Genomic DNA, 25,559 nt, shown 5'->3' with positions numbered 1-25,559 from the left:
GCGGTTTTTCTTTGCCTGTAACGGGCGATCAGCGGAATGGCGGCTCGCGGAAAGCACGCAGCTTGCGTGAATGCAGCCGCTGACCTTCGGCGCGCAGCAGATCGACCGTGGTGGTGCCGATGGCCAGATGCGCGGCGATGGCCTCCTCATAGAAGCGGTTCGCCTGTCCCGGCAGCTTGATCTCGCCATGCAGCGGCTTGTCCGAGACACATAGCAGCGTGCCATAGGGAACGCGGAAGCGGTAGCCTTGTGCGGCGATGGTCGCGCTTTCCATATCAATGCCCACCGCTCGGCTCAGGCTGAAACGCTGGGCCGAAAGCGTGTAGCGCAATTCCCAGTTGCGGTCGTCGGTCGTCACCACAGTGCCGGTGCGCAGGCGCTTCTTCAGGTTCGCGCCGGTCTGGCCGGAAATGATCTCGGCGGCATGTTCCAACGCACGCTGAACCTCGGCAATGGCCGGGATGGGAATTTCGGGGGGCAAGACCGGATCGAGCACATGATCGTCGCGCAGATAGGCGTGAGCCAGCACATAGTCGCCGATCTTCTGCGTATCGCGCAGGCCGCCGCAATGGCCGATCATCAGCCATGCCTCCGGGCGCAGCACGGCGAGGTGGTCGCAGATCGTTTTCGCATTGGAAGGGCCAACGCCGATATTGACCAGCGTGATCCCGCTGCGGTTCGGGCCGATCAGGTGGTAGGCGGGCATCTGATGCCGCCGCCAGGCCGTGTCAGAGAGCAGCACACGTGCATTGTCATGCCGCTGGGTCAGATATAGCCCGCCCGCGCCAGACAATGCCGTATAGCCGTTCTCGCCCAATTGCTGGCCCGCCCAATCGACGAATTCATCGACATAGCGGTGATAGTTGGTGAAAAGAATATAGCGCTGGAAATGGCTGGGGCTGGTGCCCGTGTAATGCGCCAGACGCGCAAGGCTGAAATCGGTGCGCAGCCCGTCGAACAGGGCCAGCGGCATGACCTGCCCATCCTGACCCATATCGACCAGCCCGTCGGACAATTCATCACCGATCAGCGCCAGTTCGGTGGTCGGAAAATGCTGCGCCAGTTCCCATGGCCGGGCCGAGGTGGCGTTGGTGGCATCCAGCACATAGGGAAAGGGGATCTGTTGATTCGACCGGGCGACCTCGACCGTGATTTCATAATCCTCGGCCAGCGTCTGCAATTGCTCGTCAAGATAGCCTGCAAACAGGTGGGGCTTGGTGACGGTGGTGGCATAGGAACCGGCATCGCTGAGGCGGCCAAAGGCGCGACTGGCATCGGGATGGGTCTCGTGGCCGGAATAATGGACCCGCAATTCAGGATAGCACCAGGCGTTTTCGGCAATCCGCGAGGCGGGCGGGATCGTGCCATTTTCGGCAAAGGCCGCAATATCGGCCCGCAATGTGGCAACGGCGGCATCATAGATGGCGCTCAATTGGGTGATGATTTGCTCTGTGTTCATGGGGTAAAACTATCGCACTTGCGCTGCGCTGCAAGAGGGGGCGAAGAAATGGCTGACTTGACGGCGTAAGATTGGCGCGCAAGGATGACGATGCGGGCGCGAAACAGGGAAGGCGCCCCGACATTTCATCCCATGGGAGAGAGAGAATGCGCAAGACGGGCCTGCGAGCCGCTTTAACCGCATCCATGCTTGGTAACGTTTTCATGATTGGTTCGGCCATGGCCCAGAACGCCGCAGGCGACCCCGGTCCGGTGATCGACGTACATATGCATGCCGGGGAATTTGCCAGCGGGGGCATGCCGATGTGTCCCAATGCCGACCGTTTCCTTGCCTCGGACCCCGCCGATGGGCCGGAGGCGCCGTTCGGCTGGTCGAAGGAGGATTGTACGCCGCGCCTCTATCCGGCGGCCAAGGGGCAATATATGCCCGAGGTGCTGGCCGAGATGAAGCGGTTGAATGTGACCGGCGTGTTCTTCGGCGATCCGGCCGAGGTGAAGAAATGGCAGGCCGCCGCGCCCGAGCGCGTGATCCCCGGCACAGCCTTCAAGAGCGTAACGACCCCCGATCAGGCCGATCAGTTGAAGCGGCTCGAAGTATCCTTCACCAAGGATGGCTTCAAGGTGATGGGCGAAATCGGCCTGCAATATGAAGGCATTTCGCCCAGCGACATGCGCGCCGAACCCTATTTCGCATTGGCTGAGAAGCTGGATATTCCGGTCGCCATTCACATGGGCACGGGCGGTTCGGGGCGCTCGAATGTCTCGCGCTCAACTTTCCGCGGTTCGATGGGTAATCCGCTGCTGCTCGAAGATCTGCTGGCCCGCCATCCCAAGTTGCGGGTGCAGGTGATGCATGCCGGCTATCCGATGGCCGAAAACATGCTCACGCTGCTTCAGGCCAACAGCCATGTCTATGTCGATATTGCCGGTCTGATCTGGTCCTATCCGCGCAAGGAAGTGAACCGATATATCCAGCGTCTTGTCGAGGGCGGATTTGGCGACCGGGTGATGTACGGCACCGATCAGCTGCTCTGGCCGGGGCTGATGGCCTATTCGATCGGCATCATTCAAAACGCCGACTATCTGACGCCTGAACAGAAGCGCGATATTCTGTATAACAATGCCGCGCGCTTCCTGCGGATCAAGAAGTAACCCATGAAAAAGGGGGCGCGGTTTCCCACGCCCCCTGATTCTTTTCCGACCGAAGGCCGCGAAAACCGATTACTCGGCTTCCGCTTCGCCTTCCAGCAGGTCCGACGGAATTTCGCCGGGTTCTGCGTTGGGGTCATAGGCTTCGGTGAAGCCGCCTACAGCGTTGTCGAACAGCGCTTCGGAGATGTTCACACCCTGAGCCTGCAGTTCGGCTTCGTCGGGCGAACGGGCAACGTTCACCTTGACGGTCACCGAGACTTCGGGGTGCAGAGCAACGCGAACGTCATAGATGCCGATCGACTTGATCGGGCGTTCCAGAACGATCATCGCCTTGTTGACCTTGGCGCCTTCGGCGTTCAGGCCATCAGCGATGTCGCGCACCGAAACCGAGCCGTACAGGTGGCCGGCGTTCGAGGCGGCGCGGATCAGAACCACGCTCTTGCCTTCGACGTCGCCCGACTGGCCTTCGGCAGTTGCCTTGGCTTCGGCGTTCCGCTTTTCGATGTCGGCGCGCTGGGCTTCGAACACCTTGCGGTTGGCTTCGTTGGCGCGCAGCGCCTTCTTGTTGGGCAGCAGGAAGTTACGGGCGTAACCGTCCTTCACGGTGACAACGTCACCGATGTGGCCCAGCTTCTCGATACGTTCGAGGAGAATGATCTGCATGGATTTTCTCCCTTACTTCACGAGGTAGGGCAGCAGGCCCAGATGGCGGGCGCGCTTGATCGCCTGGCCCAGTTCGCGCTGCTTCTTGGCAGAAACGGCGGTGATGCGGCTGGGAACGATCTTGCCACGTTCGGACATGAAGCCCTGAAGCAGGCGGATGTCCTTATAGTCGATCTTGGGAGCGTTCTTGCCCGAGAAGGGGCAGCTCTTGCGACGACGGAAAAATGCACGAGCCATGGATCAAGCCTCCTCGCGTTCGCGGCGACGGCTGCGCTCGCGATCGTTCTTGCGCATCTGGACCGACGGGCCAGCTTCCAGTTCATCAACGCGAACGGTGATGAAACGGATGATGTCTTCGTTGATACCGATCTGACGCTCCAGCTCGGCGGTGACGCCGGCGGGGGCTTCAACGTTCAGCATCACAAAGTGAGCCTTACGGTTGCGCTTGATCTTGTAGGCGAGGTTCTTGAGACCCCAGGTTTCGGTCTTGGTGACCTTGCCCCCGTTGGTTTCAATGATCTCGGTGGCGGTGGCGGCAAGCGCATCAACCTGCGCTTGGCTCAGATCCTGGCGAGCCAGGAACACGTGCTCATAGAGAGCCACGGCAGCTTCCTTTTCATCCGTTAACCGATCGCTGGCTTGTCCGCACGATTGCGGGGCCCCTCCGGCTTTCTTCGCATATCATGTGCGCGGGCTGCGAATCCGCACTTTCAGAAGATGCGGCCCTTAGCGAAATTTGGCCCCAAGGCAAGGATTTTCGCGCGAATGCATCCGGCCGGGCCTGTTGCAAACCGTCGCTTTGCGAAAGGCTAAGTATTTCGACAGGGCAATTCGATACGACGCGCCAACCACTCCTTGTTACGGTGCAATCGCGTCCAGGCAACGGGATTGAAGTGGCATGATCGGTGACAAGGCTAGAATTGGCAGTCGGCTGATCTTTGCCGTCGTTGGCCTTGCCATTATTCTGTCGGCCGCCGCGATTTTCCAGATCCGTTATGGCGGGCCGATCTATCGCAAATATGCGCTTCAGGATGAATTGGTGGCCGATATACTGCCGCCGCCCGCCTATGTCGTCGAACCTTGCCTCGAAGCCTCGCAGGCGATGCTTCATCCCGAACAGGCGGGGCTGCATCTGCAAAATCTGGCCGCGCTGGAAAGGGACTATCTGGCCCGCAAAGCCTATTGGCAGACCGCTCCGATCCCGACTGATCAACTCGATGTTCTCAAACAGAGCCAGACCCATGCCGATGCCTTCTGGAGCGCGCTGAACACCCGGTTCGCCCCGGCGGCCCGTGCGGGCGACGAGGCGGTCATGCGCCGGGTCTATGACGAGGAACTGGCCCCGGCCTATGCCCGTCAGCATGAGGCTATCCTGCGACTGGTCAAAATGTCCGCCGATTTCCGCGAGGCAGAGCATCGTTTCGACGATCCGCTGGTGATTGCGGCGCTGGCTCTGGTGGGCGTTATGATGGCGCTGGTGGTCGGCGCGATCGTGATGGCCCGCCGGTTCATCGACCATGGTATCGTCTCGCCGCTTCACGCCACCGCGCAGGCGATGGGGCGCATGGCGCAGGGCGATTATTCCTTTGAGGCCGAAGGGCGCCAGCGCGGCGATGAAATAGGCATCATGGCACAGGCCATGGAAGTGTTCCGTCAGGCAGGCCTTGCCCAGAAACAGGCGCAGGTCGAGCAAAAGCAGGTGGTCGATGCGTTAAGCGGCGCGCTGACTCAACTGGCCGCCAAGGATCTGGAACACCGTCTTCACGATGCCTTTCCGCCCGAATACGAGGCCCTGCGCGAGAATTACAACCATTCGGTCTCCTCGCTGATGAATGCGCTGGGCACGGTTCGCGTGGGGGCGGGCGGGGTGATGCGCTCGGTCAAGGAGATCAAGGCCGCCGCCGACGATCTGGCCAGCAGGAACGAGACGCAGGCCGCCAGCCTTGAGGAAACCGCCGCCTCATTGCGCGCGGTGTCCGAAACGGTTCAGGCCTCGGCCCAGACCGCCGCCGTGGTGCGCGCCGCCACGCAGGAGGCCCATCGTCAGGCCAGCGATGGCGGCGATGTCGTGGCCCATGCGGTTACTGCCATGGCCGCCATCGAGCAATCATCACAGCAGATCAGCCAGATCATCAACGTGATCGATTCCATTGCCTTTCAGACCAATCTTCTCGCGCTCAACGCCGGGGTCGAGGCGGCGCGGGCGGGCGAGGCGGGGCGCGGCTTTGCAGTGGTGGCCAGCGAGGTTCGCGCCCTGGCCCAGCGCACAGCGGATGCCGCGCGCGACATCAAGAGTCTGATCCACAATTCTTCCACACAGGTCGAGGCCGGCGTCGATCTGGTCGGGCGCACCGGCGAACGTCTGCAGGGCATTGTGGCAAAAGTTTCGGAAATCAGCGTGCTGATCGAGGAAATTGCCGAAAGCTCTCAGCGGCAGGCGACCAATATTCGCGTGGTCAATGACGCCGTGGGCGATATGGACCGCATGACCCAGCAAAATGCGGCGATGGTTCAGCAATCGACCAGTTCGACCCACAATCTCTCGCAGGAGGCCGAGAAGCTGACTCAACTGGTGTCGGGTTTCCGCACCCGCGATGCGGCGGTCCGGCGCGAAAGGAGCGATGATCCGGTGCCTTTCCGCCGCCAATCCACATTGCAACGAACCCGCCCTGCACCCGAAGTGCGCCATCGTCCTTCCGGCATGGCCAAGGCCGTCGGCGATGACTGGAGCGAATTTTAGCCTCTGGGCAAAGGCTTGGCGGGCGGATAGAGCCATAGGCCAAGGAGGCGCCCCCATGGCCAAGGCAACGCGCGCAACGCAATTTCTCGACCGTGCGGGCGTGACTTTCACGCTGCACACCTATGATTACGACCCCGACGCCGACAGCATCGGTCAGGCCGCCGCCGCCGCTCTGAGCGAACCGGCGGGGCGGGTGTTCAAGACGCTGATGGTGCTGGCCGATGGCAAACCGGCCTGTGTCATCGCGCCCAGCGACCGCGAGGTGGCGATGAAAAAGGCCGCCGCCGCGCTGGGCGTGAAACAGGCGGTGATGATGAAACCGGCCGATGCCGAGCGGATCACCGGCTATAAGATCGGTGGCATCAGCCCCTTTGGCCAGACCCGCAAGGTTCCCGTGGTGCTGGACGCCAGCGCGCAGGAATGGGAAAGCATCTATATCAATGGCGGCCAGCGCGGGCTTCAGGTCCGTCTGGCCCCCGATGACGCGATAAGCGCGCTGGGGGCCAGACAGGCTGAAATCGCGGTTTAACCGACTTTCAGGCCACCCTTCCACAGGGCCAGAACGCGCCCCTGCACGCCCTGACCGTCAAACGGCGTGTTGCCCGCCGCCGCCGCCATCTTGTCCGAGGAAACGATCCACGGGCGATCCGCGTCGATGATGGCGATGTCGGCCTGAAGGCCCACCTCCAGCGCGCCCGCATCCACGCCCAGCAAGCGCGCAGGGTTGGTGGCCAGCAGGCGGAAGGCGGTGGCCATGTCGATCACCTCGTCGCGCACCAGATTCATGGTCAGCGGCAAGAGCGTTTCGGCCCCTGCCATGCCCGGTTCGGCATCGGCAAAGGGCAGACGCTTATCCTCCGGCCCGCGCGGATCGTGGCCGCTGGTGATCACGCTGATCGTGCCGTCGCCAATCGCCTCGATCACCGCCTTGCGGTCATCCTCACGGCGCAGCGGGGGTGAAAAGCGGCAGAAAGTGCGGAAATCAGCCAGCGCCGTGTCCGACAGCATGAAATGCGCAGGCGTCACGCCTGCCGACACCGCCACACCGCGCTTTTGCGCCGCCCGGATCAGATCCAGCGCGCCGCGCGTGGTGATCTGGCGGAAATGCAGCTTTGCCCCCGCCATTTCGGCCAGAGCAATATCGCGCGCCACCGCCAGCGCCTCGGCTTCGACCGGGGCGCTGGGCAGGCCAAGCCGGGTTGCCATCTCGCTGGCCGTGGCCACGGCATTGCCGGTCAGGCCGCTGTCCTCGGCATGGGTGATGACCGTCATGCCCAGCATCGCGCAATAGCGCAGCAGGCGCAGCATCGTGCCCGAATCGGCGATCCAGTGGCGCCCGGTGGCCACAGCCTTGGCGCCCGCATCGCGCATCAGGGCGATTTCGGCGATGTCGCTGCCCTCCAGCCCGCGCGTGGCGGCGGCAAGCGGATGGACCCAGAGGTCGGGCTTGCCGCTTTGCGCGGCATAACGCACGGTTGAGGAGCGATCCAAAGGCGGGTTCTGATCCGGCATCAGCGCCGCGCGGGTGATCCCGCCGAAATGCAGCGCGGGCTTATCAATCGCAAACACGCCCAGATCGACCAGACCCGGCGCAATCAACTTGCCGCGCGCGTCCTCGACCCGGTCGCCTTCCTGCGGCACGACATCGGCGCCGATGGCAACGATCCGGTCGCCGTCGCAGCGGATCGCGCCCGAAACCGGCGCGCCCTCGCGGCCCACGATCAGGCCGTTGGTGATGGTCAGAGCTGCCTGTTTCATTGCCAGCCCTCCAGCTTGCGCGCTTTTCGAGTCAACACTTCCAGACAGGCCATCCGCATCGCCACGCCCATTTCCACCTGCGTCGTAATCAGGCTGCGCCCCGGCAGGTCGGCCACGTTGGAGTCGATTTCCACGCCCCGGTTCATCGGGCCGGGATGCATGACGATGGCATCGCCCGCCGCCCGTGCCAGACGGTCCACCGAAAGGCCGTAAAGATGGCGATATTCGCGCGGCGAGGGGATGAACTGGCCGGTCATGCGCTCATTCTGAAGGCGCAGCATCATGACGACATCGGCGTCTTTGAGCGCGGCGTCAAAGTCATGATAGGGGGTCACGCGCATCCGCTCGATATCGGCGGGCATCAGCGCGGGCGGGGCACATACGCGCACATCGGCGCCAAGAGCCGTCAGTGCAAGAATGTTCGAACGCGCCACCCGGCTGTGCAGAATATCGCCGCAGATCACGACTTTCAGCCCGACGAACTCGCCCTTGGCCCGCTTGATGGTCAATGCGTCCAGCAAGCCTTGCGTGGGATGCTCATGCTGGCCATCGCCCGCGTTCAGCACCGGGCAATCGACCTTTTCCGCGATCAGCCGCACCGCGCCCGAGCTGGCATGGCGGATCACGATCGCATCGGCGCGCATGGCGTTGAGCGTCATGGCCGTGTCGATCAGCGTCTCGCCCTTCTTCACGCTCGACTGGCCCACCGACATGTTGACCACATCGGCGCCAAGGCGCTTGCCCGCGATTTCAAACGACAGCAGCGTGCGCGTCGAATTCTCGTAAAAGGCGTTGATGATGGTCAGCCCGCGCAGGTGATCGACCCGCTTGGTCGGCTGACGGTTCAGCTCCACCCATTGCTCCGCCTCGTCGAGCAGAAAGAGGATCTCGTGCGGGGCAAGGCCGGCAAGACCGAGCAGCCCACGGTGCGGGAAGGCCAGAGAGCCCGCAGGGTAGCGGCTCCGGCTGGAGGAGTTTGCTGATGTCATTGAAGAGAGCGCTCTAAACCTGTGGTCGGCCCGGCTCAAGAGGAAAGGGCCGTTTGTCCACTTCTCTGTTGGGCAAATCCTTCGTAGGGTGGGCGGGCAAGACAACGGAGAAGACATGGCTTTTGCAAAATCGGTGTGGCGGCTGCTGGTGGCCATCAAGGATGGGCTGGTGCTGGCCTTGCTGTTGCTGTTTTTCGGCTCGCTCTATGCCGCGCTCTCGGCCCGGCCCGCGTCACCGCAATTGCGCGAAGGGGCGCTGCTCATCGAGATGAAGGGCGCGGTGGTCGAGGAATTGCAGAAGACCGATCTGCAAAGCGTGCTGACGGGCAATGTGGGCGACCCGGAATTGCGCGAGCGCGATGTGATTCGCGCGCTGCGCGGGGCGGCGACCGATGAGAAGATCAAGGCCGTGGCCATCGACATGAGCAAATTCGGCGGCGCGGGCTTTGTCCATGCCGTTGAAATCGGCGATGCGATGGATGTGGTGCGCAAGGCGAAGAAGCCGGTGCTGGTCTATGGCACGATGCTGGGGGATCGCGGCCTGCTGATCGCCTCGCATGCCAGCGAGATCTGGATCGACCCGCTGGGCGGGGCCTATGTCGAAGGGCTGGGCGGACAGAACCTCTATTTTGCCAAATTGCTGGAACGGCTGAAGATCTCGGCCCATGTCTTCCGCGTGGGGACGTATAAGGATTTCGTCGAACCCTATATTCGCGATTCGATGTCCGAACCCTCGCGGGAGGCGCGCAAGGCGCTGCTCGACACGATCTTTGCCCAATGGCGCGAGAATGTGCTGAAGGCCCGTCCCAAGGCGCAGGTCGACAAGGTGGTGGCCGATCCGGTGGGCTGGTTCAAGGCTTCGGGCGGGGATGCGGCCAAGGCTTCGCTGGCGGCGGGGCTGGTCGACAAGATCGGTACGCGGGCCGAATGGGGTGATGCGATTGCCAAAATCGCGGGCGAGGACAAATCTGGCGATGAGGTGCCCGCCCCCGGCAGCTTTGCTCATACAACGCTGGCGGCTTGGCTGGCGGGCCATCCGGCCAAGAAGGATGGTCGCGTGATCGGCGTGGTGACGGTGGCGGGCGAAATCACCGATGGCAAGGCAGGCCCCGGCAGCGCGGGCGGCGAGCGGATCGCCAAGCTGATCGATGCTGCCTCGACCAAGAAGCTGGCCGCGCTGGTGGTGCGGGTGGATTCGCCGGGCGGGTCGGTAACGGGTTCGGAGGCCATTCGTGCCGCCATCCTGCGGCAAAAGGCGCGCGGCGTGCCGGTGGTGATCTCGATGGCCAATGTCGCGGCCAGCGGGGGCTATTGGGTCTCGACCTCCGGCGCCAAAATTTTTGCCCAGCCGGGCACGATCACCGGCTCGATCGGCATCTTTGCCGTGATCCCCAGTTTCGAGCGCGCGCTGGAGGGCTGGGGCGTCAAGGGTGATGGTGTCCGCACCGGGCCTTTGGCCGGGCAGCCCGACGTGCTGACCGGGCTGACGCCCGAGATCGAGCAGATTTTGCAGGCTAATATTGAATCGGGCTATGGCCGGTTCGTCGGTCTGGTCGCCGCCTCGCGCAAGAAAACGCCCGAGGAGGTGGATCGCATCGCGCAGGGCCGCGTCTGGGATGGCGGCACCGCGCATCAGATCGGGCTGGTCGATGGGTTTGGCGGGCTGGATGCCGCGCTGGCCGATGCGGCTGGGCGCGCCGGGATCAAGGATGGCGCGTGGCATGCGGTCTGGCTGGGCGATGAGGTTGGCCCGGTCGATCAGATCCTGCGCCAGTTCGGCGCGCAGGATAATGAGGCGGGCGATGATGATGCCGCCGTCGATTGGGTCGGCATGGTGACCCAGCGCCAGCGCGCGCGTCTGGCTTCGGCGGTGGTCGGGGCGCAGCGGTTGATGGCGGTGCGCGGGGCGCAGGCCTATTGTCTGGAATGCGAGGCGGGCGTTGTTGATCGCTCTGGGGGTGGCCAGATGGGCCAGACCCGCTCGTGGCTGATGGTTCTGGCCCGCTGGCTGGCGGTCTAGGGCTTACTGGGTGGAGCGCGAATGGGTCGCCTCGATTTCGGCCAGAACGACGAGGCGGTCCTGACGCGCCGCCTCGCGCAGGGCCAGATCAAGATCACCCAGAGCGCGGTTTGCCGCCTGTTTCACATGGCGATTGTCGGCGTGGCAGGGGCCGTAGAGCGACCCATTCGCCTTTTTGACGACGGGCAGGCGGCTTATAAAAGCGCCATCGCCCAAGCGTCGCTCGACGATCAGCCGCGCCTGCCAATGGCATGAGCGTTCATGACCGCGGGTAGGGGCGTGGACGCCCATCGCCACCGTGCGCAATTCGATATGGGCGTTGTAATGCAGTTCTATCGCCTTTTCCCGATAGGACAGCGTTTCGGAATGGGTGGCGGTTCCGGCAAGCGCCGCCGCCAGCAACACGTGAAGCATAATCACCTCCTGCTTATTAGCCTGTATGGTTTGTTGTCTCAGGCCTGATCCGCAGGTAGGCTTGGCGTGTTGCTCGCCCGTTGCTGGACGGTTTAAAATGCCGCTTGGCGGGCTTGTAGCGGGCTGGGAGGCGGTCAAAGACGGTGCGGATACGCGGTTTGCGCGAGATCTGCGTTTGGGTGCTTGCCCTTTTGGTCCAAGCTCTCTAAGGCCCCCCATCTGAATTTGACGTAGCTTCGTCTTCATGCGGGCGTGGCGGAATTGGTAGACGCGCTGGTTTTAGGTACCAGTATCGTAAGATGTGGGGGTTCGAGTCCCTTCGCCCGCACCAGTCTTCCGCCCCGTGCAAGCGACAGTTGCGAGTTGGGAAGGCGTTGAATTATCATGCAGATTGTCGAAACCACCAATGAGGGTCTGAAGCGCGGCTTCACCGTGACGATCCCCGCCGGCTTCATTGCCGAAAAGATCGAGAGCGAAGTCGTCAAGATCGCTCCGCAGGTGCAGCTGCCCGGTTTCCGCCCCGGCAAGGTGCCCGCGAATCTGGTCAAGAAGCGCTTTGGCGCGCAGGTTCATCAGGATGTGCTCTCGCAGACCATCCGCGAAGCGCTGGACAAGCTGGTCGCTGACCACGCTCTGCGTCCCGCCACGCAGCCCGATGTCGCGCTGGGCGAAGGCTATGAAGAAGGCAAGGACGCCGAGCTGACCGTCAGCCTCGAAGTGCTGCCCGTGATCTCGGCCCCCGACCTGACGGGGCTCAAGCTGGAAAAGCTGGTCGTTCCCGTCAAGGACGAAGCCGTTGACGAAGCCGTCACCCGCATCGCCTCGTCGGCCAAGCGTTTCAACGACGCCGAAGAAGGCAAGGAAGCCGCCACCGGCGACCAGCTGATCATTGACTTCGTGGGCAAGCTGGACGGCGTTGAATTCGACGGCGGCAAGGCCGAAGACGCGGCGCTGGAAATCGGCGCTGGCCGCTTCATCCCCGGCTTTGAAGAACAGCTCGTCGGCGCCAAGGTTGGCGACGAGAAGGTCATCACCGTGACTTTCCCTGAGGAATATCAGGCCGCTCACCTCGCAGGCAAGGAAGCCACCTTCGACATCACCGTCAAGTCGGTGAAGGTTGCCGGTGAAACCGTGATCGACGACGAATTCGCCAAGAGCCTGGGCCTGACCGATCTGGATCAGCTCAAGGGCCTGCTGCGCGGTCAGCTGGAAGGCGAGACCGAAGGTCAGACCCGCACCCAGATGAAGCGCCAGCTGCTCGACATTCTGGCCGATGGCGCCGAATTTGACGTGCCCCCCAGCATGGTCGAAGCCGAATTCAACCAGATCTGGGAACAGCTGACCCAGGAAGCCGGTCGCGAGGAAGATCCCGCTGCTGCTCTGGCCGAAATCGAAGCCGAGAAGGAAGACTATCGCAAGATCGCCGTGCGCCGCGTGCGCCTCGGCCTCCTGCTGTCGGAAATCGGCCAGGCCAACGGCGTGGAAATCACCGCCCAGGAATTCCAGATGCTGGTGTCGCAGGCCGCGCAGCAGTATCGCCCGGAAGACCGTCAGCGCTTCGTCGAATACGTCCAGTCCGAACCGATGGTCGCCGCCCAGCTGCGCGCGCCGCTCTATGAAGAGAAGGTCGTGGACTTCCTGTTCGACAAGGCCGAAGTCACGACCCGCGAAGTGACCAAGGAAGAGCTGCAGGCCGCGATCGAAGCCGAAGAAGGCGAAGCCGGCCACGTCCATGGCCCGGATTGCGACCACGACCACGGCCACGAAGAAAAGCCTGCCGCCAAGAAGAAGGCTGCGCCCAAGAAGAAGGCTGCTGCCGAGGGCGAGGAAGCGGCTGAAGCTGCTCCCAAGAAGAAGGCTCCGGCCAAGAAGAAGGCTGCTGAGGAACCGGCTGCTGAATAAGCGGCTGGCCCCGACGGGCTAAAGAAAAGGCCCGCCTCCCTGATCGGGGAGGCGGGCCTTTCTCGTTTACGCCTCAGGCAAAAGTGGCATATTTGCGATCATCGCACCAATTGCCGTGCAGGCCCGATTTCAGGCGGAAGGGCAGCTTGGCGCGACCCACCGGCCCATCCTCCAGCCTTTGCGCGTCCAGCACCACCAGATCGGAATAATTGGTCACCAGATTGTCGACCACGGCGATGATCCAGCCATCGCCTTCCGGGGAATCGGGGCTGCGCGGGACGAAGCAGGGTTCTTGAATCATGCAATGCGGCCCGGCCCACCAGCTGTCCTGCGCGCCAGTGGCGTGGTCGATATGGCCGATGCGGTTCATGCGGAAGCCAGAGGCGCGCGCGCCGGGAAAGTCCACCGGCATTTCCGGGTCCATCACCAGCATATAGCCGTGGCGGTAGGGCTGACCGACATAGCGTTCGTCGATGCGGGGGAATTCGTCGATCCAGTTCGAGAGTTGCTCGACCTTGAGGAATTCATCCGACTTTGACGCCAGGTCGACCGTCCAGCGCGTCAGGAAGGGGCGGGCGGCCATCGGGTCAAACGGCGCGCCATGGATGTCGGGGAAGAAGGGGAAGCAATTGCCGACCGCTTCGGGCGTGTCGAAATGGATCTTCGTGCCATCCTCAAAAGCGTTCATCACATGGCTGGCAAAGATCGTCTTGGGCGCCTTGAACCAGCGGATGTCCTTGCCTGTCACGCCCGGCCCGCGCGGCAGGATGCCAAGGTAAACCGGCAGCGTGGTGTCAAAGCCGAAATGCGGCAGGCCCGCTTTCAACCGGTCCCAATTGCTGGTCGAGGGTACGATATGGAACACGGCGTAATGCTCGGTGATCGCATAATCGTGCATCATGCAATAATAGGGCGCCTCGAAGAAGGTCTCGTAGAGGACGTTACCCTGCGGATCGATTTCGAAAAACGAGCAGTCGCGCGTCAGCAATCCCGTGGCGGCATAGCCGAAATTGCAGAAATTGCCGGCGACCGGGTCGATCTTGCCATGGGCGGAAAAGGTCTGGTTCTTCAGCTTGCCGTCGAAGAAGGTGAAGCCTTCGGTCTCAAGGCTAAGCGGGTCCATGACAAGGGCCGGGCCATCTTCCTTCATTGCAAGGAGTTTGCCCGCGTGGACCATGACATTGGTGTTGGTGGTCGAGCGGATCTGGCCCTTGACCTCATCGTCATCGGTCAGCGGGTTGCGATAGGCGCCGAACAGGGCGCGGCCCGCGGCGCGCTCCAGTTTGAACTTGTCGGTATGGGCAAAGCGCTGTTTGAAATCGACCTTGCCGCCGCGAAAACGGAACAGGCTGACCATGCCGTCGCCGTTGAAAAACTGGTCGTCAGCAAATTTCGGGGGAAATTGCGAATCGGGATGTACGCGGTGAAACGTGCCGTTCATCGATTCCGGGATTTCGCCCTCGATTTCCATGTCCAGAATGTCGCATTCCAGCCGGACCGGCCGCAAAATGCCGGTAAAGCTGCGGGTGTCGGGGAAATGGGCCATGTTTTTCCTCTCCGGTTCGGACCGTTCGTGACGGCATTTTGTATGTTATACATATAATATCCGACCATCGGGTCAAACCTCATCTAGGGCAAATGGCAAAAATGACCGGCATAATTGTCCATTACAGGCCATGCCGGGGGGAGAAGATTAACCCAAAAGCAGTCCCTGATCGTTCAGGGTGGGGTTAAGCCACTTGAACATTGCGGCGCGAGACGCGACATAGGCGTGGCAGACAAAGAGGAAATTTCATGATCGATCTGTTCGGACGCAACGATGCTCAGGGCAAATTCAGTGTTGATCCCGTGACCGGCGCGTTGATCCCGGTGGTGGTGGAGCAATCCAGCCGGGGCGAGCGCAGCTTTGACATCTATTCGCGCCTGCTGCGCGAGCGCATCATTTTCGTCACCGGCCAGATCGAAGATCACATGGCCAGCGTGATCGTGGCCCAGCTTTTGTTCCTCGAATCGGAAAACCCGAGCAAGGACATCAGCATGTATATCAACTCGCCCGGCGGCGTGGTGACGGCGGGCCTGTCGATCTATGACACGATGCAGTATATCAAGCCCAAGGTCTCGACCGTGTGCATCGGTCAGGCCTGCTCGATGGGCAGCTTCCTGCTGGCTGCAGGCGAACCGGGGCAGCGAATCGCTCTGCCCAACGCGCGCATCATGATCCACCAGCCCAGCGGCGGCGCGCAGGGCATGGCATCGGATATCGAGATTCAGGCCCGCGAAATCCTGCGCATCCGCGCCCGGATGAACAATCTTTACGTGAAGTTCACGGGTAAGAGCCTTGAAGAGATCGAGGCCGCCATGGATCGCGATACCTTCCTTGAGGCTGATGAAGCGCTCAAGTTTGGTTTGATTGACAAGGTGTTTGAGCGTCGCCCCGATGCGGATGGCGCAACGGCCTGATGATGAAACCCGCGATGGTGACACTGTTTCAGCTTGGGATGGTGCCCATCGGGGGTATTGAATTTGGCGCTCGCGTGGCTAGGTTGGCATTGTTGTCAGGCTCCACGCGGGCCATTTGGGAAAAAGCATGACGAAACTGAGCGGATCCGACGCCAAGAGCACCCTGTACTGCAGCTTTTGTGGCAAGAGCCAGCATGAGGTGCGCAAGCTGATCGCGGGCCCGACCGTGTTCATCTGCGATGAGTGCGTCGAACTGTGCAATGATATCATCCGCGAGGAAACCAAGGGCGGCATCGCAGGCAAGCGCGATGGCGGCGTGGTCAGCCCGCGCGAGATTTTCGAGACGCTCAACGATTATGTGATCGGCCAGGACCGTGCCAAGCGCGTGCTGTCGGTGGCGGTGCATAACCATTACAAGCGTCTGAAGCACAGCGGCAAGGGCGGCGATGTTGAGCTGTCCAAGTCGAACATCCTGTTGGTGGGCCCCACCGGTTCTGGCAAGACGCTGCTGGCCCAGACGCTGGCCAAGACGTTCGACGTGCCTTTCACCATGGCCGACGCCACGACGCTGACCGAAGCCGGTTATGTGGGCGAAGACGTGGAGAACATCATTCTCAAGCTGCTGCAGGCTAGCGACTATAATGTCGAAAAGGCGCAGCAGGGCATCGTCTATATCGACGAAATCGACAAGATCAGCCGCAAGGCCGAAAACCCCTCGATCACGCGCGACGTGTCGGGCGAGGGTGTTCAGCAGGCTCTGCTCAAGCTGATGGAAGGCACCACCGCCTCCGTTCCGCCTCAGGGTGGGCGCAAGCATCCCCAGCAGGAATTCCTGCAGGTGGACACGACGAACATCCTGTTCATCTGTGGCGGCGCCTTTGCTGGTCTGGAAAAGATCATTGCTGACCGTCTGCAAAAGCGTTCGATCGGGTTTGGCGCGCATGTCGCCGATCCGGAAAAGCGCAAGGTGGGCGAACTGCTTCAGAAGGCTGAGCCGGAAGATCTGCAGAAGTTCGGTCTGATCCCCGAATTCATCGGCCGTCTGCCGGTGATCGCTACGCTCAACGATCTCGACATTCCCGCGCTGGTGCAGATCCTGCGCGAGCCGAAGAATGCGCTGATCAAGCAATATGCCAAGCTGTTCGATCTGGAGAACGTGAAGCTGACCTTCACCGACGATGCTCTCGAAGCCATCGCCAAGAAGGCCATCGAGCGTAAGACCGGCGCGCGGGGCCTGCGTTCGATCGTCGAAGGGCTGCTGCTCGACACGATGTTCGACCTGCCGACCGAGAATGACATTGCCGAAGTGGTGGTGGACAAGGATGTGGTCGAAGGCCGCAAGGAACCTGTCCGCGTCCTGAAGGGCAAGGAAGAGGCGGCCTGATCTCAGGCTGACCGACGATAAAGAAGAGGGGCGGGGCCGATATGGCCGCCGCCCCTTTTGTTTACCCCTTACCGCCGCCGCCACATATCCCAACTGAACACCGCCAGCGCGACCCAGATCAGCACGAAACTGGCCAGTTGCGCCGATTGCAGCGGTTCTTGAAACAGCAGCAGGCCCTGAAAGAACACCAGCGTGGGGGCGAGGAACTGGACGAAGCCGAGGATTGAATAATTCATCCTCTGCGCCGCCATGGCAAACAGCACCAGCGGCACCGCCGTGACCACTCCCGACATGGCCACCAGTGCGTCATGCGCAGGCTGTCCCTGACCCAGCGTGATGCCCAAAGGCCCATGGCCCAGCGCGATCATCGCCACGGCGGGCAGGGTCAGAATCCCCGCCTCGATCGACAGGCCGGGCAGCGCGGCCACCGGCGCCTTTTTCCGCACCAGGCCATAGCCCGAGAAAGTCGCCGCCAGCGCAAGGCTCCACCCCAGCGTTTCGGGCGCGCCCGAGGCCAGAATAACCACGCCCACCGCCGCCAGCGCCACCGCCACCCATTGCGCCCGGTTCAACTTCTCGCCCAGCAGGAACGTGCCCAGCACGACATTCATCAGCGGGTTGATGTAATAGCCAAGGCTGGCGGCAAAGATATGCCCTTGCTGGATCATGACCACATAGGTGGTCCAGTTGGCCCCGATCAGCAGCGCCGAAGCCGTCAGCGCCATCACTTTGCGCCCATCGCTCAGCGCGGCGCGCAAGGCCGCCCCCTGACGCAGAACGATGATCGCCAGCGCGCAGGCGGGCAGGGTAAACAGGGTGCGCCAGCCCACGAATTCGAACGGCGGCACATCATGCACCTGTCGCAGATAAAGCGGCAGCATCCCCCAGATCAGATAGGCGGCAATCGCATAGGGCATGCCATCGTTACGGGTCTCGGGCTGCGTCATGTTCAATCCTTTCGCCCTGCTCCATGGCGCAAGTAAAGGATCAACGCATCCCAAAATCGGTGATCAAATCAGACAAATGTCAGATTTCGGTCTTAGATTTCGGGGGCAAAGCCGGTGCCGATCATCGCGCGCGGGTGGCTCATTTCGGCCGAGCTGACCGGATAGGCGCAGGAATCGGCCTCGTAATAACCGCCGGGGCGAAAATTGCCCGACAGGCCCACGCCGCCCGATGGCACGCCGGGCAATTCGGTGATTGTCGCCCGGTTCCAATGGGTCAGGCCCGTGCGCACATTGGCCCAGAAGCGGTTATATTCCTCCTGCGTCCCCCCGATCAGCGCCGAGACCAGCCCATAGCGCGTGGCATTGGCCTGGGTGATCGCCGCGTCGAAATCGGGCACGCGGATGACCTGCAGCAGTGGACCGAACAATTCGACATCGGGCCGCTCGCGCATGTCGGTAACATCGATGATCGCCGGGCTGATAAAGGGGTGCTGGGGATCGAGGCGGGCCATATGCTTGATTGGCCGCCCCCCGCGCGACATCAGCCAGATGAAGCTCTGCACCAGCCCATCGGCCACGCGATTGTCGATGAGCGGCCCCATAAAGGGCGTGGTTTCGTCGTTGGGCGCGCCGCAGACGATCCGGTCGGCCAGACGCTTGACCGCTGCCAGCAGAGGTTCGGCCATCGTCTCGCGCACGATCAGGCGGCGCGCGCAGGTGGCCCGCTGGCCCGAGGCGGTGAAGGCCGATTGTACAACCAGCATCGCGGCATCCTCGATCTGGGGCGTATCCCAGACGACGATGGCATTGTTGCCGCCCATCTCCAGCGAGAGCAGCTTGCCCGGGCGACCGGCAATCCGCCGCGCCAGATTTTGCCCCACCTGAGTCGAGCCGGAAAAGAACACGCCATCGACGCCATCATGCGCCGCCAGATCCATCGCGGCCTCGCCCTGCGCCACGGCGATCTGGACGATATTGGCGGCAAGCCCGGCGCGCTTGATGCAATCCTCGATCAGCAAAGCAGTGGGCAAGGCACGGCTGGAGGGTTTGAAGATAACCGCATTGCCGGCCAGAATCGCCGGAGCGATATGCGAGAGCGGGGTCAGCATCGGCTGACAGAAAGTGGTGATGACGGCCAGCACGCCCATCGGCTTGTGCCGCACGGCCACTGCGCCATTGGCCCCGCCTTCATGCCGCCGGTGGGCGCAGCGGTCGGCATAGGCGCGCACGCAGCCATCGACGCGGGCCAGCGCGGCCTCGACCTCGGCAAAGCAATCCCACATCGGCCGACCGGTGTCGCGCGCAATGGCCTCGGCAAATTCCTGCGACCGCTGGCGCAGCGCACCGGTCAGGCGGCGCACCGCATCGACCCGCGCCGACAGCGGCTGACAGGCCCAGCCGGTATAGGCGATCCGCGCGGTGGCGATCTGGGCTTCCAGATCGGTGGGATAGGTCTGCATCAGCACCGCGCCGGTGGCCGGATCGCGCGAGGTCACGGGATCGGGTGTGTCATCGGGCAAGTTGGCAAGGGCGATGGCTGACAAGATGGCTTATCCGAAAGGGGGCAGGCGGCGTTGGGGCGCCACGATTGCCAAGTCTAAACCAATCTAGGTTGGCAAATTCTTAATGCCCCCTTCCGTCTATCGGCTCCGCTGTCGCTTAAGTCATTGATGCGGAAACATGTCCTGCAGGGATGGGTGGTTCGCCCAACGCATCGCCCAGCGCCCGTATGGCCACGATGTGGCGATGGAGCGGGCCCCAGTCATCATCGCGGTCGATGGCGAGCCAGAGGGCCTCGACGGTTTCGATGTGGTTGTCAGGGGCGGGGGCCTGCCATGCGGGATGCGCACGGGCGTCGGCAACGGGCGTATAATCGCCCAGCACCCCGCGCAGCGGCGACCCTTCGCGCAGCAGCGACACGGCCTCGTCCGGCGCACCGCGGAACAGGTGGAAGAAAGCATCGGGCGACATCTGCTCTTCGCGCATATGCGCGCCCGCCGCCGCCAGCAGCGCGCCGTCCTGTTCATCGCCCAGCGGTTGCAGCCCGATCCGCCACAGCACCCGCCGCGCCAGCGCCGCCTGATACAAGCCGTCAAACCGATCAAGCGCGGCGATCAGCGGCGCGGTATCCTCCGCCAGCAGGCGCAGCGACACCGCCAACTGTCCGCAATTCCACTTGATCGCCTCGGCCTGTTTGCCAAAGCGATAGCGGCCCGCATGGTCGAAATAGGCAGCGGTAAAATCGGCATCCCAGCGCGGCAGCCATCGCCACGGGCCATAGTCGAAACTTTCGCCCGAAATGTTCATATTGTCGGTGTTCAGCACGCCATGGACAAAGCCCGAGGCGACATAGGAAGCGGCCATATCGGCAAGCCGCTCGACCACCTGATGCAGCAGGATGATCGCGGGTTGATCGCGGCCCGGCGCATCGGCGGGCGGCAGCGGGCCGGGGAATTGCGCCAGCGCATAATCGACCAGTTCGGCCATATGCTCGGCCTCCTCCAGCACCAGCAGGCGTTGGAACGTGCCGATGCGGATATGGCCATGGCTCATCCGTACCAACACCGCCGAGCGTGTGGGCGAGGGTTCATCGCCGCGCCACAGCGCCTCGCCGGTTTCCACCACGCTGAACGTCTTGGAGGTATTCGCGCCCAAAGCCTCCAGCATCTCGGTCGCCAAAATCTCGCGCACCGCACCTTTCAGCGTCAGACGGCCATCGCCCTGACGGCTCCATGGCGTCTGCCCTGAACCCTTGGTGCCCAGATCGATCAGGCGTCCGGCGTCATCACGCAACTGGGCGAACAGAAACCCGCGCCCATCGCCAAGTTCCGGATTATACACGCCAAACTGGTGGCCATGATAGCGCAGCGCCAGAGGCTGGGGCAAATTGCCTTCCAAAGGCGCGAACCGTCCGAAATGGGCAACCCATCCCGCATCGTCCAGCCCATCGAGCCCCACGCCCCGCGCCCAGCGGTCGTTGCGCCAGCGCAGACGCGCCTCGGGAAAGTCAACGGGCGCAACCGGATCGCCCAGCCATGAGGCCAGACTGAGGATTTGCGGATCGGGGGCGTAGGCATTCGCTTGCGGTTCATGGCGCATGGGGCAATAAGTGGGCGCACAAGCGGCGGGGCGCAAGCCATGCCTGCGCAAAATTGCGATAAGGAAGCGCCCGCAAGGCCATGAACAGTTTTACCGATCAATTCTGGCAAAGCCCGGATGGGCTGCGTTTGCACTATCGAGATTACGCCGGACCCGAGGATCGCCCGGTGGTGGTCTGTCTGCCGGGCCTGACGCGCAATGCGCGCGATTTTGAAGGGCTGGCGGGGCGCATCGCGGGGCAATGGCGGGTGATCTGCCCGGACATGCGCGGGCGCGGCGATTCGCAATATGCCAAAAATTCCGCCACTTATAATCCGCTGCAATATGTTCAGGACATCAACGCGCTCTTCGATGAATTGCGGATTGAGCGCTTTGTCGTGGTCGGCACCTCGCTGGGCGGGCTGATGGCGATGCTGTTGGCGATGATCGACGCGAAACGGATTGCAGGGGCGGTTCTGAACGACATCGGCCCGGTGATCGAGCCATCCGGCCTTGCCCGCATCCGCGATTATGTGGGGCAGGGGCGCAGTTTTCCCACATGGATGCATGCCGCCCGCGCGCTGGAGGAGGAGCAGAGCGCTTCCTTCCCCGATTACGATGTGCATCAATGGCTGGCCATGGCCAAGCGGGTGATGACCGTGGGACAGAACGGCCGTATCGTCTATGATTACGACATGAAGATCGCTGAGCCTTTCGAGCGCCCCGGCGGCGAGGCGGGGGTCGATCTGTGGCCCGGCTATATGGCGCTGGCGGGGCGGCCCTTGCTGCTGCTGCGCGGGGAATTGTCGGATCTGCTCTCCACCGAAACGCTGGGCGAAATGGCGCGGCGCATTCCCGATGCCGTCGCGGTCAGCATTCCCCGGATCGGCCATGCGCCGACACTGGATGAGGCCGGGGCGGTCAAGGCTATCGAGCGCCTTTTGGAACGGGTGGTATGAGTTCGAATCCCTTGCGTATCCTGCATCTCCATTCCAGCTTTAACCCCGGCGGCAAGGAATTGCGCTGCGTCCAGCTTATCAACGCTTTTGGCGCGGGGGCGGCCCACACGATCGTTTCGGCCATGCCCGATGCGATGGAGGCCGCGCGCCGCATCATGCCCGGCATCCGCTGGCAGGCAGGCACCGATTTTCCCTCGCTTCAGGGCAAGCCCAGCCCCAAACGCCTGATCGCTCTGGCCAGCGCGATGTCGGATTATGACCTTGTGCTGACCTATAATTTCGGCGCGATGGATGCTGTGCTGGCCCACACTCTGTTTGCCCAGATCCTGCGCCTGCCGCCCTTGGTTCACCATGAGGACGGGTTCAATCAGGACGAGGTGGTCAGCCTGAAGTCCAGCCGCAACTGGTATCGTCGGATCGCGCTGGGCCGGGCCAGCGCTCTGGTTGTCTGTTCGCAAAGGCTGGAGGGTATCGCGCGCGGCGTGTGGCAACAGCCAGAGGGCAAGGTCCACCGCATCCCCAACGGCATACGGACGGCGGCCTATGCGGCGCAGCCCCGGCCGGATGCCCTGCCCCGCGTGATCAAGCGCAAGGGCGAATTGTGGCTGGGCACGCTGGCGGGGCTGCGTCCGGTGAAGAACCTGCCGCGTCTGGTGCGTGCCTTTGCGGGCCTGCCGGAACCGTGGCAGTTGGTGATCGCGGGGGATGGGCCGGAGCGCGAGGCGATCCGCGAGGAGGCTCTGCGCCTCGATATTGCGCATCGCGTCCATCTGCCCGGTCATGTCGGCGATCCGGCCAAGGTGGTGGGTCTGTTCGACCTTTTCGCGCTTTCTTCTGACAGCGAGCAGTTTCCGATCAGCGTGGTCGAGGCCATGGCGGCGGGGCTGGCCGTGGTCAGCCCGGATGTGGGCGATGTTGTGCCTATGCTCTCGGCGCAAAACCGTGCCTTTATTGCGCCCTCGGGCGATGAGGCCGGTTTCGTAGCCCATCTGGCGCATCTGGCGGGGAACGCGGATCTGCGCCGCGCGGTGGGCGAGGCGAATCGCGCGCTGGCCATCGCGGAATATGACGAAAAGACCATGGTCGATCGTTACCGCGCGCTTTACGCCGGGGCTATGGGACGCAATAGTTTCCCTTAATTGCCGATCTGTTGCCGGACCGTCTCGCCGATTGTCTCATTGGCGTTGAAAAGCCCGGCCCATCCGCTAAACGGCAGTTTCGTTTTTTTACACGCGGTGTGACTTTTTCGCCCGCATCGATGATCAGGAAGTGAAGTCCCTTGGCCCTGCGTCCTACTCCTCCTCAGACCCGCGCCCAGCAGTTGGCCGCACAACAGGCCCAGCAGGGCGATGCCTTCCTGCGCGAGGTGGATGACGCGCTGCGCGAGGATCAGATGATGTCTGCGGTCCGCCGCTATGGCAAGTCGGTCGGCGCCGGGCTGGTGCTGGGGCTGGCGGCGCTGGGCGGTTATCTGTGGTGGGGCCATTATCAGGATCAGCAGGCTGCCACGCGCGGCGAGCAACTGACCATCGCGCTGGACCAGATCGAGGCGAGCCGCCCGGATCTGGCCAACAAGACACTCGATGGTCTGGCCGCAGGCAGCGATTCCGGCTCGGCCGTAGTGGCGCGGCTGGTCGAGGCGGGCCTGCTGGCCAAGCAGGGCAAGGTGCAGGATGCCGCCACGCGCTATGCCGCCGTGGCCGCCGACGCCAATGCCCCGCAGACCTATCGTGATTTCGCCACGCTGCGTCAGGTTTCGCTGAACTATGACCAGATGAAGCCCGATGAAATAGTCGCCAAGCTCAAGCCTCTGGCCGCGCCGGGCGCGCCGTGGTTTGGCGCGGCGGGCGAATTGCTGGGCATGGCCTATCTGAAGCAGGGCAAGAAGGAGCTGGCCTCGCCGCTGTTCGGCGCGATTGCCAAGGACAAGGACCAGCCCGAATCTCTGCGCGCCCGCGTGCGCCAGGTTGCCAGCCAGTTGGGCTTTGACGCGGTGGACGATGTCGCCCGCCCGATTGAGTTGAACACGCCCCAGCCGGGCGCCGCTCCTGCGGCCGCCGCGCCGGTTGAGGCCGCCCCCGCTCCTGCACCGGTCGCGGCCCCTGCGCCCGCCAAGGCGGCAAAGCCCAAGGCGGCCACGCCCGAAATCCCCCTGATGGTGGGCAAGCCCGGCGCCGCGACGCCTGCGGCTCCCGCCCCCACTCAGCCCTGATCCATTCCTGACGGACCTTAAGGACCTGCCTCATGAAGTCTCTTGCCTCCTTCCGTCGTAATCCGGGCCGTGCGCTGCTGTCGGTGGCGCTGATCGCCGCGCTGTCGGCCTGCGGCGGCGGGCCCAAGCTGGGCCGCAAGCCCAAGCCGACCACGCCCACCACCGGCAAGCGCGAACCGATCCTGAGCCGCGTCGAATCCTCGGCGCAGGCGGATATGGACATTGCCACGATGGCGGTCGTGCTGCCTCTGGCCCAGCCCAATACCGAATGGGCGCAGCCGGGCGGTTCGGCTTCGAAGAGCTACGGCAACCTGACGCTGGGCGAGAGCCCCAAGCCGATCTGGGAAGTGCGCGTGGCCGGCTCGAACGAGCGGCGCCGTCTGGGCGCTTCGCCGGTGATCGGCGGCGGCTCGATGTTTGTGTTCGACACCGATGGCGTGCTGCACGCCTTTGATGCTGCCACGGGCGCTCCGCAATGGACCCAGACGCTGCAGGTTACGGGCGGCGCGGGCGAGGCGGTGTTCGGCGGCGGCGCTTCGTATGATTCGGGCCGCGTCTATGTGACGACGGGCGTAGGCGATGTTGCCGCGCTGGATGCCAAGACCGGCAAGATCGCATGGAAGGTACGCCCCGCAGGCCCGCTGCGCGGATCGCCTACGGTGGCCTTTGGCGCGGTCTATGTGATGACGCAGAATAACGAGATCCACGCGCTCAAGATCGAGGACGGCACCGGCCTGTGGCAGGAAGCGGCTTCGCTGGGCGCGACGGGCGTGTTTGGCGTCGCTGCGCCGGCGGCGGGTCAGGGTTCGGTGGTCGCCGGTTTTTCGACCGGGGAACTGATCGCCTATCGCTATGAAAATGGCCGGACCTTGTGGAATGACGCGCTTTCGCGCACGTCGCTCTCCACCTCGGTGGGCGTGTTGACCGATATTGACGCCGATCCGATCATCGACCGTGGCCGCATCTATGCGCTGGGTCAGGGCGGGCGTATGGCGGCCTATGAACTCGTGACCGGTCAGCGCCTGTGGGAGCTGAATCTGGCGGGCATTTCCACCCCGGCGATTGCGGGCGACTGGATCTTTACGCTGACCGACGAAGCCAAGCTGCTGTGCATTTCCAAGGCCAGCGGCAAGGTGCGCTGGGTGGCCCAGCTCAACCGCTGGACCAAGCCCAAGAAGAAGGAAGGCCCGATCTTCTGGACCGGCCCGGTGCTGGCGGGCGACCGCCTATGGGTAGCCAACAGCCGGGGCGAGGTCCATGTGGTGAGCGCGATGGACGGCGTTTCCAAGTTCTATACCGAGGTCAAGGCGCCGATCACGCTGGCTCCGATCGTGGCCAACGGCATCCTTTATCTGCTGGACGATTCCGGCCGGATTACCGCGTTGAAGTAAGAACGTTTCCGCACTCTTAACCAGTGGCTGTT

The 25,559-nt window shown here is 63.0% G+C and carries 22 protein-coding genes and 1 tRNA gene; 12 read left to right on the top strand and 11 right to left on the bottom strand.

The window, feature by feature from the left end; all coding sequences use genetic code 11:
* Window positions 1–28: 28 nt before the first annotated feature.
* Window positions 29–1,459, bottom strand: a complete 1,431-nt coding sequence (locus GGR38_RS01195) for an AMP nucleosidase (RefSeq protein ID WP_183621898.1) — start codon at window positions 1,457–1,459, stop codon at window positions 29–31.
* Window positions 1,460–1,644: 185 nt separating this feature from the next.
* On the opposite strand from GGR38_RS01195, the gene GGR38_RS01190 reads away from it, so the two are divergent.
* Window positions 1,645–2,610: an amidohydrolase family protein gene (locus tag GGR38_RS01190; RefSeq protein ID WP_221226948.1), complete on the top strand. Its 966-nt coding sequence runs from the start codon at window positions 1,645–1,647 to the stop codon at window positions 2,608–2,610.
* A gap of 69 nt (window positions 2,611–2,679) precedes the next feature.
* Here GGR38_RS01190 and rplI read toward each other — a convergent pair whose 3' ends face one another.
* Genes rplI through rpsF form a run of 3 tightly spaced genes read right to left on the bottom strand, consistent with a single transcriptional unit; the run spans window position 2,680 to window position 3,876 of the window.
* Window positions 2,680–3,273 carry a 50S ribosomal protein L9 gene (gene rplI / locus GGR38_RS01185; protein WP_183621894.1) on the bottom strand — a complete coding sequence of 198 codons (594 nt, stop codon included), beginning with the start codon at window positions 3,271–3,273 and terminating at the stop codon, window positions 2,680–2,682.
* 12 nt (window positions 3,274–3,285) lie between these two features.
* Window positions 3,286–3,510 (bottom strand): 30S ribosomal protein S18, encoded by a 225-nt coding sequence (rpsR, locus tag GGR38_RS01180; protein ID WP_127710389.1) that lies wholly within the window; start codon window positions 3,508–3,510, stop codon window positions 3,286–3,288.
* A 3-nt stretch (window positions 3,511–3,513) separates the two neighbouring features.
* Window positions 3,514–3,876: a 30S ribosomal protein S6 gene (rpsF, locus tag GGR38_RS01175; RefSeq protein WP_168603805.1), complete on the bottom strand. Its 363-nt coding sequence runs from the start codon at window positions 3,874–3,876 to the stop codon at window positions 3,514–3,516.
* 295 nt (window positions 3,877–4,171) lie between these two features.
* Here rpsF and GGR38_RS01170 point away from each other — a divergent pair, with 295 nt between their 5' ends.
* Together GGR38_RS01170 and ybaK are read left to right on the top strand one after the other, a co-directional pair.
* A complete protein-coding gene (locus GGR38_RS01170) occupies window positions 4,172–6,013 on the top strand; it encodes a methyl-accepting chemotaxis protein (RefSeq protein WP_183621891.1) in 1,842 nt (613 codons plus the stop codon).
* 55 nt (window positions 6,014–6,068) lie between these two features.
* Entirely contained in the window at window positions 6,069–6,542 is a 474-nt protein-coding gene (ybaK, locus tag GGR38_RS01165; protein ID WP_183621889.1) for a Cys-tRNA(Pro) deacylase, read from the top strand.
* On the opposite strand, the gene GGR38_RS01160 is transcribed toward ybaK, so the two are convergent.
* The gene (locus GGR38_RS01160; RefSeq protein WP_183621887.1) at window positions 6,539–7,771 is read right to left on the bottom strand and encodes a dihydroorotase; all 1,233 of its coding nucleotides are present in this window, start codon (window positions 7,769–7,771) and stop codon (window positions 6,539–6,541) included. The genes ybaK and GGR38_RS01160 overlap by 4 nt on opposite strands.
* Window positions 7,768–8,760, bottom strand: a complete 993-nt coding sequence (locus GGR38_RS01155) for an aspartate carbamoyltransferase catalytic subunit (RefSeq protein ID WP_183621885.1) — start codon at window positions 8,758–8,760, stop codon at window positions 7,768–7,770. Before GGR38_RS01155 ends, GGR38_RS01160 begins: the two co-directional genes overlap by 4 nt.
* Window positions 8,761–8,875: 115 nt before the next feature.
* Between GGR38_RS01155 and sppA the strand changes: the two genes are divergently transcribed.
* A complete protein-coding gene (gene sppA, locus GGR38_RS01150) occupies window positions 8,876–10,780 on the top strand; it encodes a signal peptide peptidase SppA (protein WP_183621883.1) in 1,905 nt (634 codons plus the stop codon).
* Window positions 10,781–10,783: 3 nt separating this feature from the next.
* Here the strand turns inward: sppA and GGR38_RS01145 are convergent, their stop codons facing one another.
* Window positions 10,784–11,194 carry a hypothetical protein gene (locus GGR38_RS01145; RefSeq protein ID WP_183621881.1) on the bottom strand — a complete coding sequence of 137 codons (411 nt, stop codon included), beginning with the start codon at window positions 11,192–11,194 and terminating at the stop codon, window positions 10,784–10,786.
* Between the two features lie 246 nt (window positions 11,195–11,440).
* Between GGR38_RS01145 and GGR38_RS01140 the strand changes: the two genes are divergently transcribed.
* Both GGR38_RS01140 and tig read left to right on the top strand, forming a co-directional pair.
* Window positions 11,441–11,525 (top strand) — tRNA-Leu (locus tag GGR38_RS01140).
* Window positions 11,526–11,578: 53 nt separating this feature from the next.
* Window positions 11,579–13,096: a trigger factor gene (gene tig / locus GGR38_RS01135; protein ID WP_183621879.1), complete on the top strand. Its 1,518-nt coding sequence runs from the start codon at window positions 11,579–11,581 to the stop codon at window positions 13,094–13,096.
* Window positions 13,097–13,169: 73 nt separating this feature from the next.
* On the opposite strand, the gene GGR38_RS01130 is transcribed toward tig, so the two are convergent.
* Entirely contained in the window at window positions 13,170–14,642 is a 1,473-nt protein-coding gene (locus GGR38_RS01130) for a lignostilbene-alpha,beta-dioxygenase (protein ID WP_183621877.1), read from the bottom strand.
* Between the two features lie 248 nt (window positions 14,643–14,890).
* Between GGR38_RS01130 and clpP the strand changes: the two genes are divergently transcribed.
* A complete protein-coding gene (gene clpP / locus GGR38_RS01125; protein WP_183621875.1) occupies window positions 14,891–15,556 on the top strand; it encodes an ATP-dependent Clp endopeptidase proteolytic subunit ClpP in 666 nt (221 codons plus the stop codon).
* Between the two features lie 127 nt (window positions 15,557–15,683).
* Complete coding sequence (gene clpX, locus GGR38_RS01120) at window positions 15,684–16,940, top strand: ATP-dependent Clp protease ATP-binding subunit ClpX (protein WP_168603795.1); 1,257 nt, start codon at window positions 15,684–15,686, stop codon at window positions 16,938–16,940.
* A 68-nt stretch (window positions 16,941–17,008) separates the two neighbouring features.
* Here clpX and rarD read toward each other — a convergent pair whose 3' ends face one another.
* The 3 genes from rarD to GGR38_RS01105 form a co-directional block, all read right to left on the bottom strand.
* Window positions 17,009–17,887, bottom strand: a complete 879-nt coding sequence (rarD, locus tag GGR38_RS01115; protein ID WP_246404160.1) for an EamA family transporter RarD — start codon at window positions 17,885–17,887, stop codon at window positions 17,009–17,011.
* 92 nt (window positions 17,888–17,979) lie between these two features.
* On the bottom strand, window positions 17,980–19,431 hold the full coding sequence (locus GGR38_RS01110) for an aldehyde dehydrogenase family protein (protein ID WP_281379346.1): 1,452 nt from the start codon (window positions 19,429–19,431) through the stop codon (window positions 17,980–17,982).
* Between the two features lie 115 nt (window positions 19,432–19,546).
* Window positions 19,547–20,986, bottom strand: coding sequence for a protein adenylyltransferase SelO family protein (locus GGR38_RS01105; protein ID WP_183621873.1), 1,440 nt, complete (start codon window positions 20,984–20,986; stop codon window positions 19,547–19,549).
* 80 nt (window positions 20,987–21,066) lie between these two features.
* Here GGR38_RS01105 and GGR38_RS01100 point away from each other — a divergent pair, with 80 nt between their 5' ends.
* The 4 genes from GGR38_RS01100 to GGR38_RS01085 all read left to right on the top strand — a co-directional run bounded on the left by GGR38_RS01100 (window position 21,067) and on the right by GGR38_RS01085 (window position 25,527).
* Window positions 21,067–21,924: an alpha/beta fold hydrolase gene (locus GGR38_RS01100; protein ID WP_183621871.1), complete on the top strand. Its 858-nt coding sequence runs from the start codon at window positions 21,067–21,069 to the stop codon at window positions 21,922–21,924.
* Window positions 21,921–23,063, top strand: a complete 1,143-nt coding sequence (locus GGR38_RS01095; protein WP_183621869.1) for a glycosyltransferase family 4 protein — start codon at window positions 21,921–21,923, stop codon at window positions 23,061–23,063. The genes GGR38_RS01100 and GGR38_RS01095 overlap by 4 nt, the downstream gene beginning before the upstream one ends.
* 140 nt (window positions 23,064–23,203) lie before the next feature.
* Complete coding sequence (locus GGR38_RS01090) at window positions 23,204–24,136, top strand: tetratricopeptide repeat protein (protein ID WP_221226947.1); 933 nt, start codon at window positions 23,204–23,206, stop codon at window positions 24,134–24,136.
* Between the two features lie 32 nt (window positions 24,137–24,168).
* Window positions 24,169–25,527 carry a PQQ-like beta-propeller repeat protein gene (locus GGR38_RS01085; protein WP_172342573.1) on the top strand — a complete coding sequence of 453 codons (1,359 nt, stop codon included), beginning with the start codon at window positions 24,169–24,171 and terminating at the stop codon, window positions 25,525–25,527.
* The last annotated feature ends 32 nt before the right edge of the window (window positions 25,528–25,559 follow it).

The organism is Novosphingobium sediminicola (genome assembly GCF_014196525.1).
GTDB classification, from domain to species: domain Bacteria; phylum Pseudomonadota; class Alphaproteobacteria; order Sphingomonadales; family Sphingomonadaceae; genus Novosphingobium; species Novosphingobium sediminicola.
This window is presented reverse-complemented; position numbering and strand designations above follow the sequence as displayed.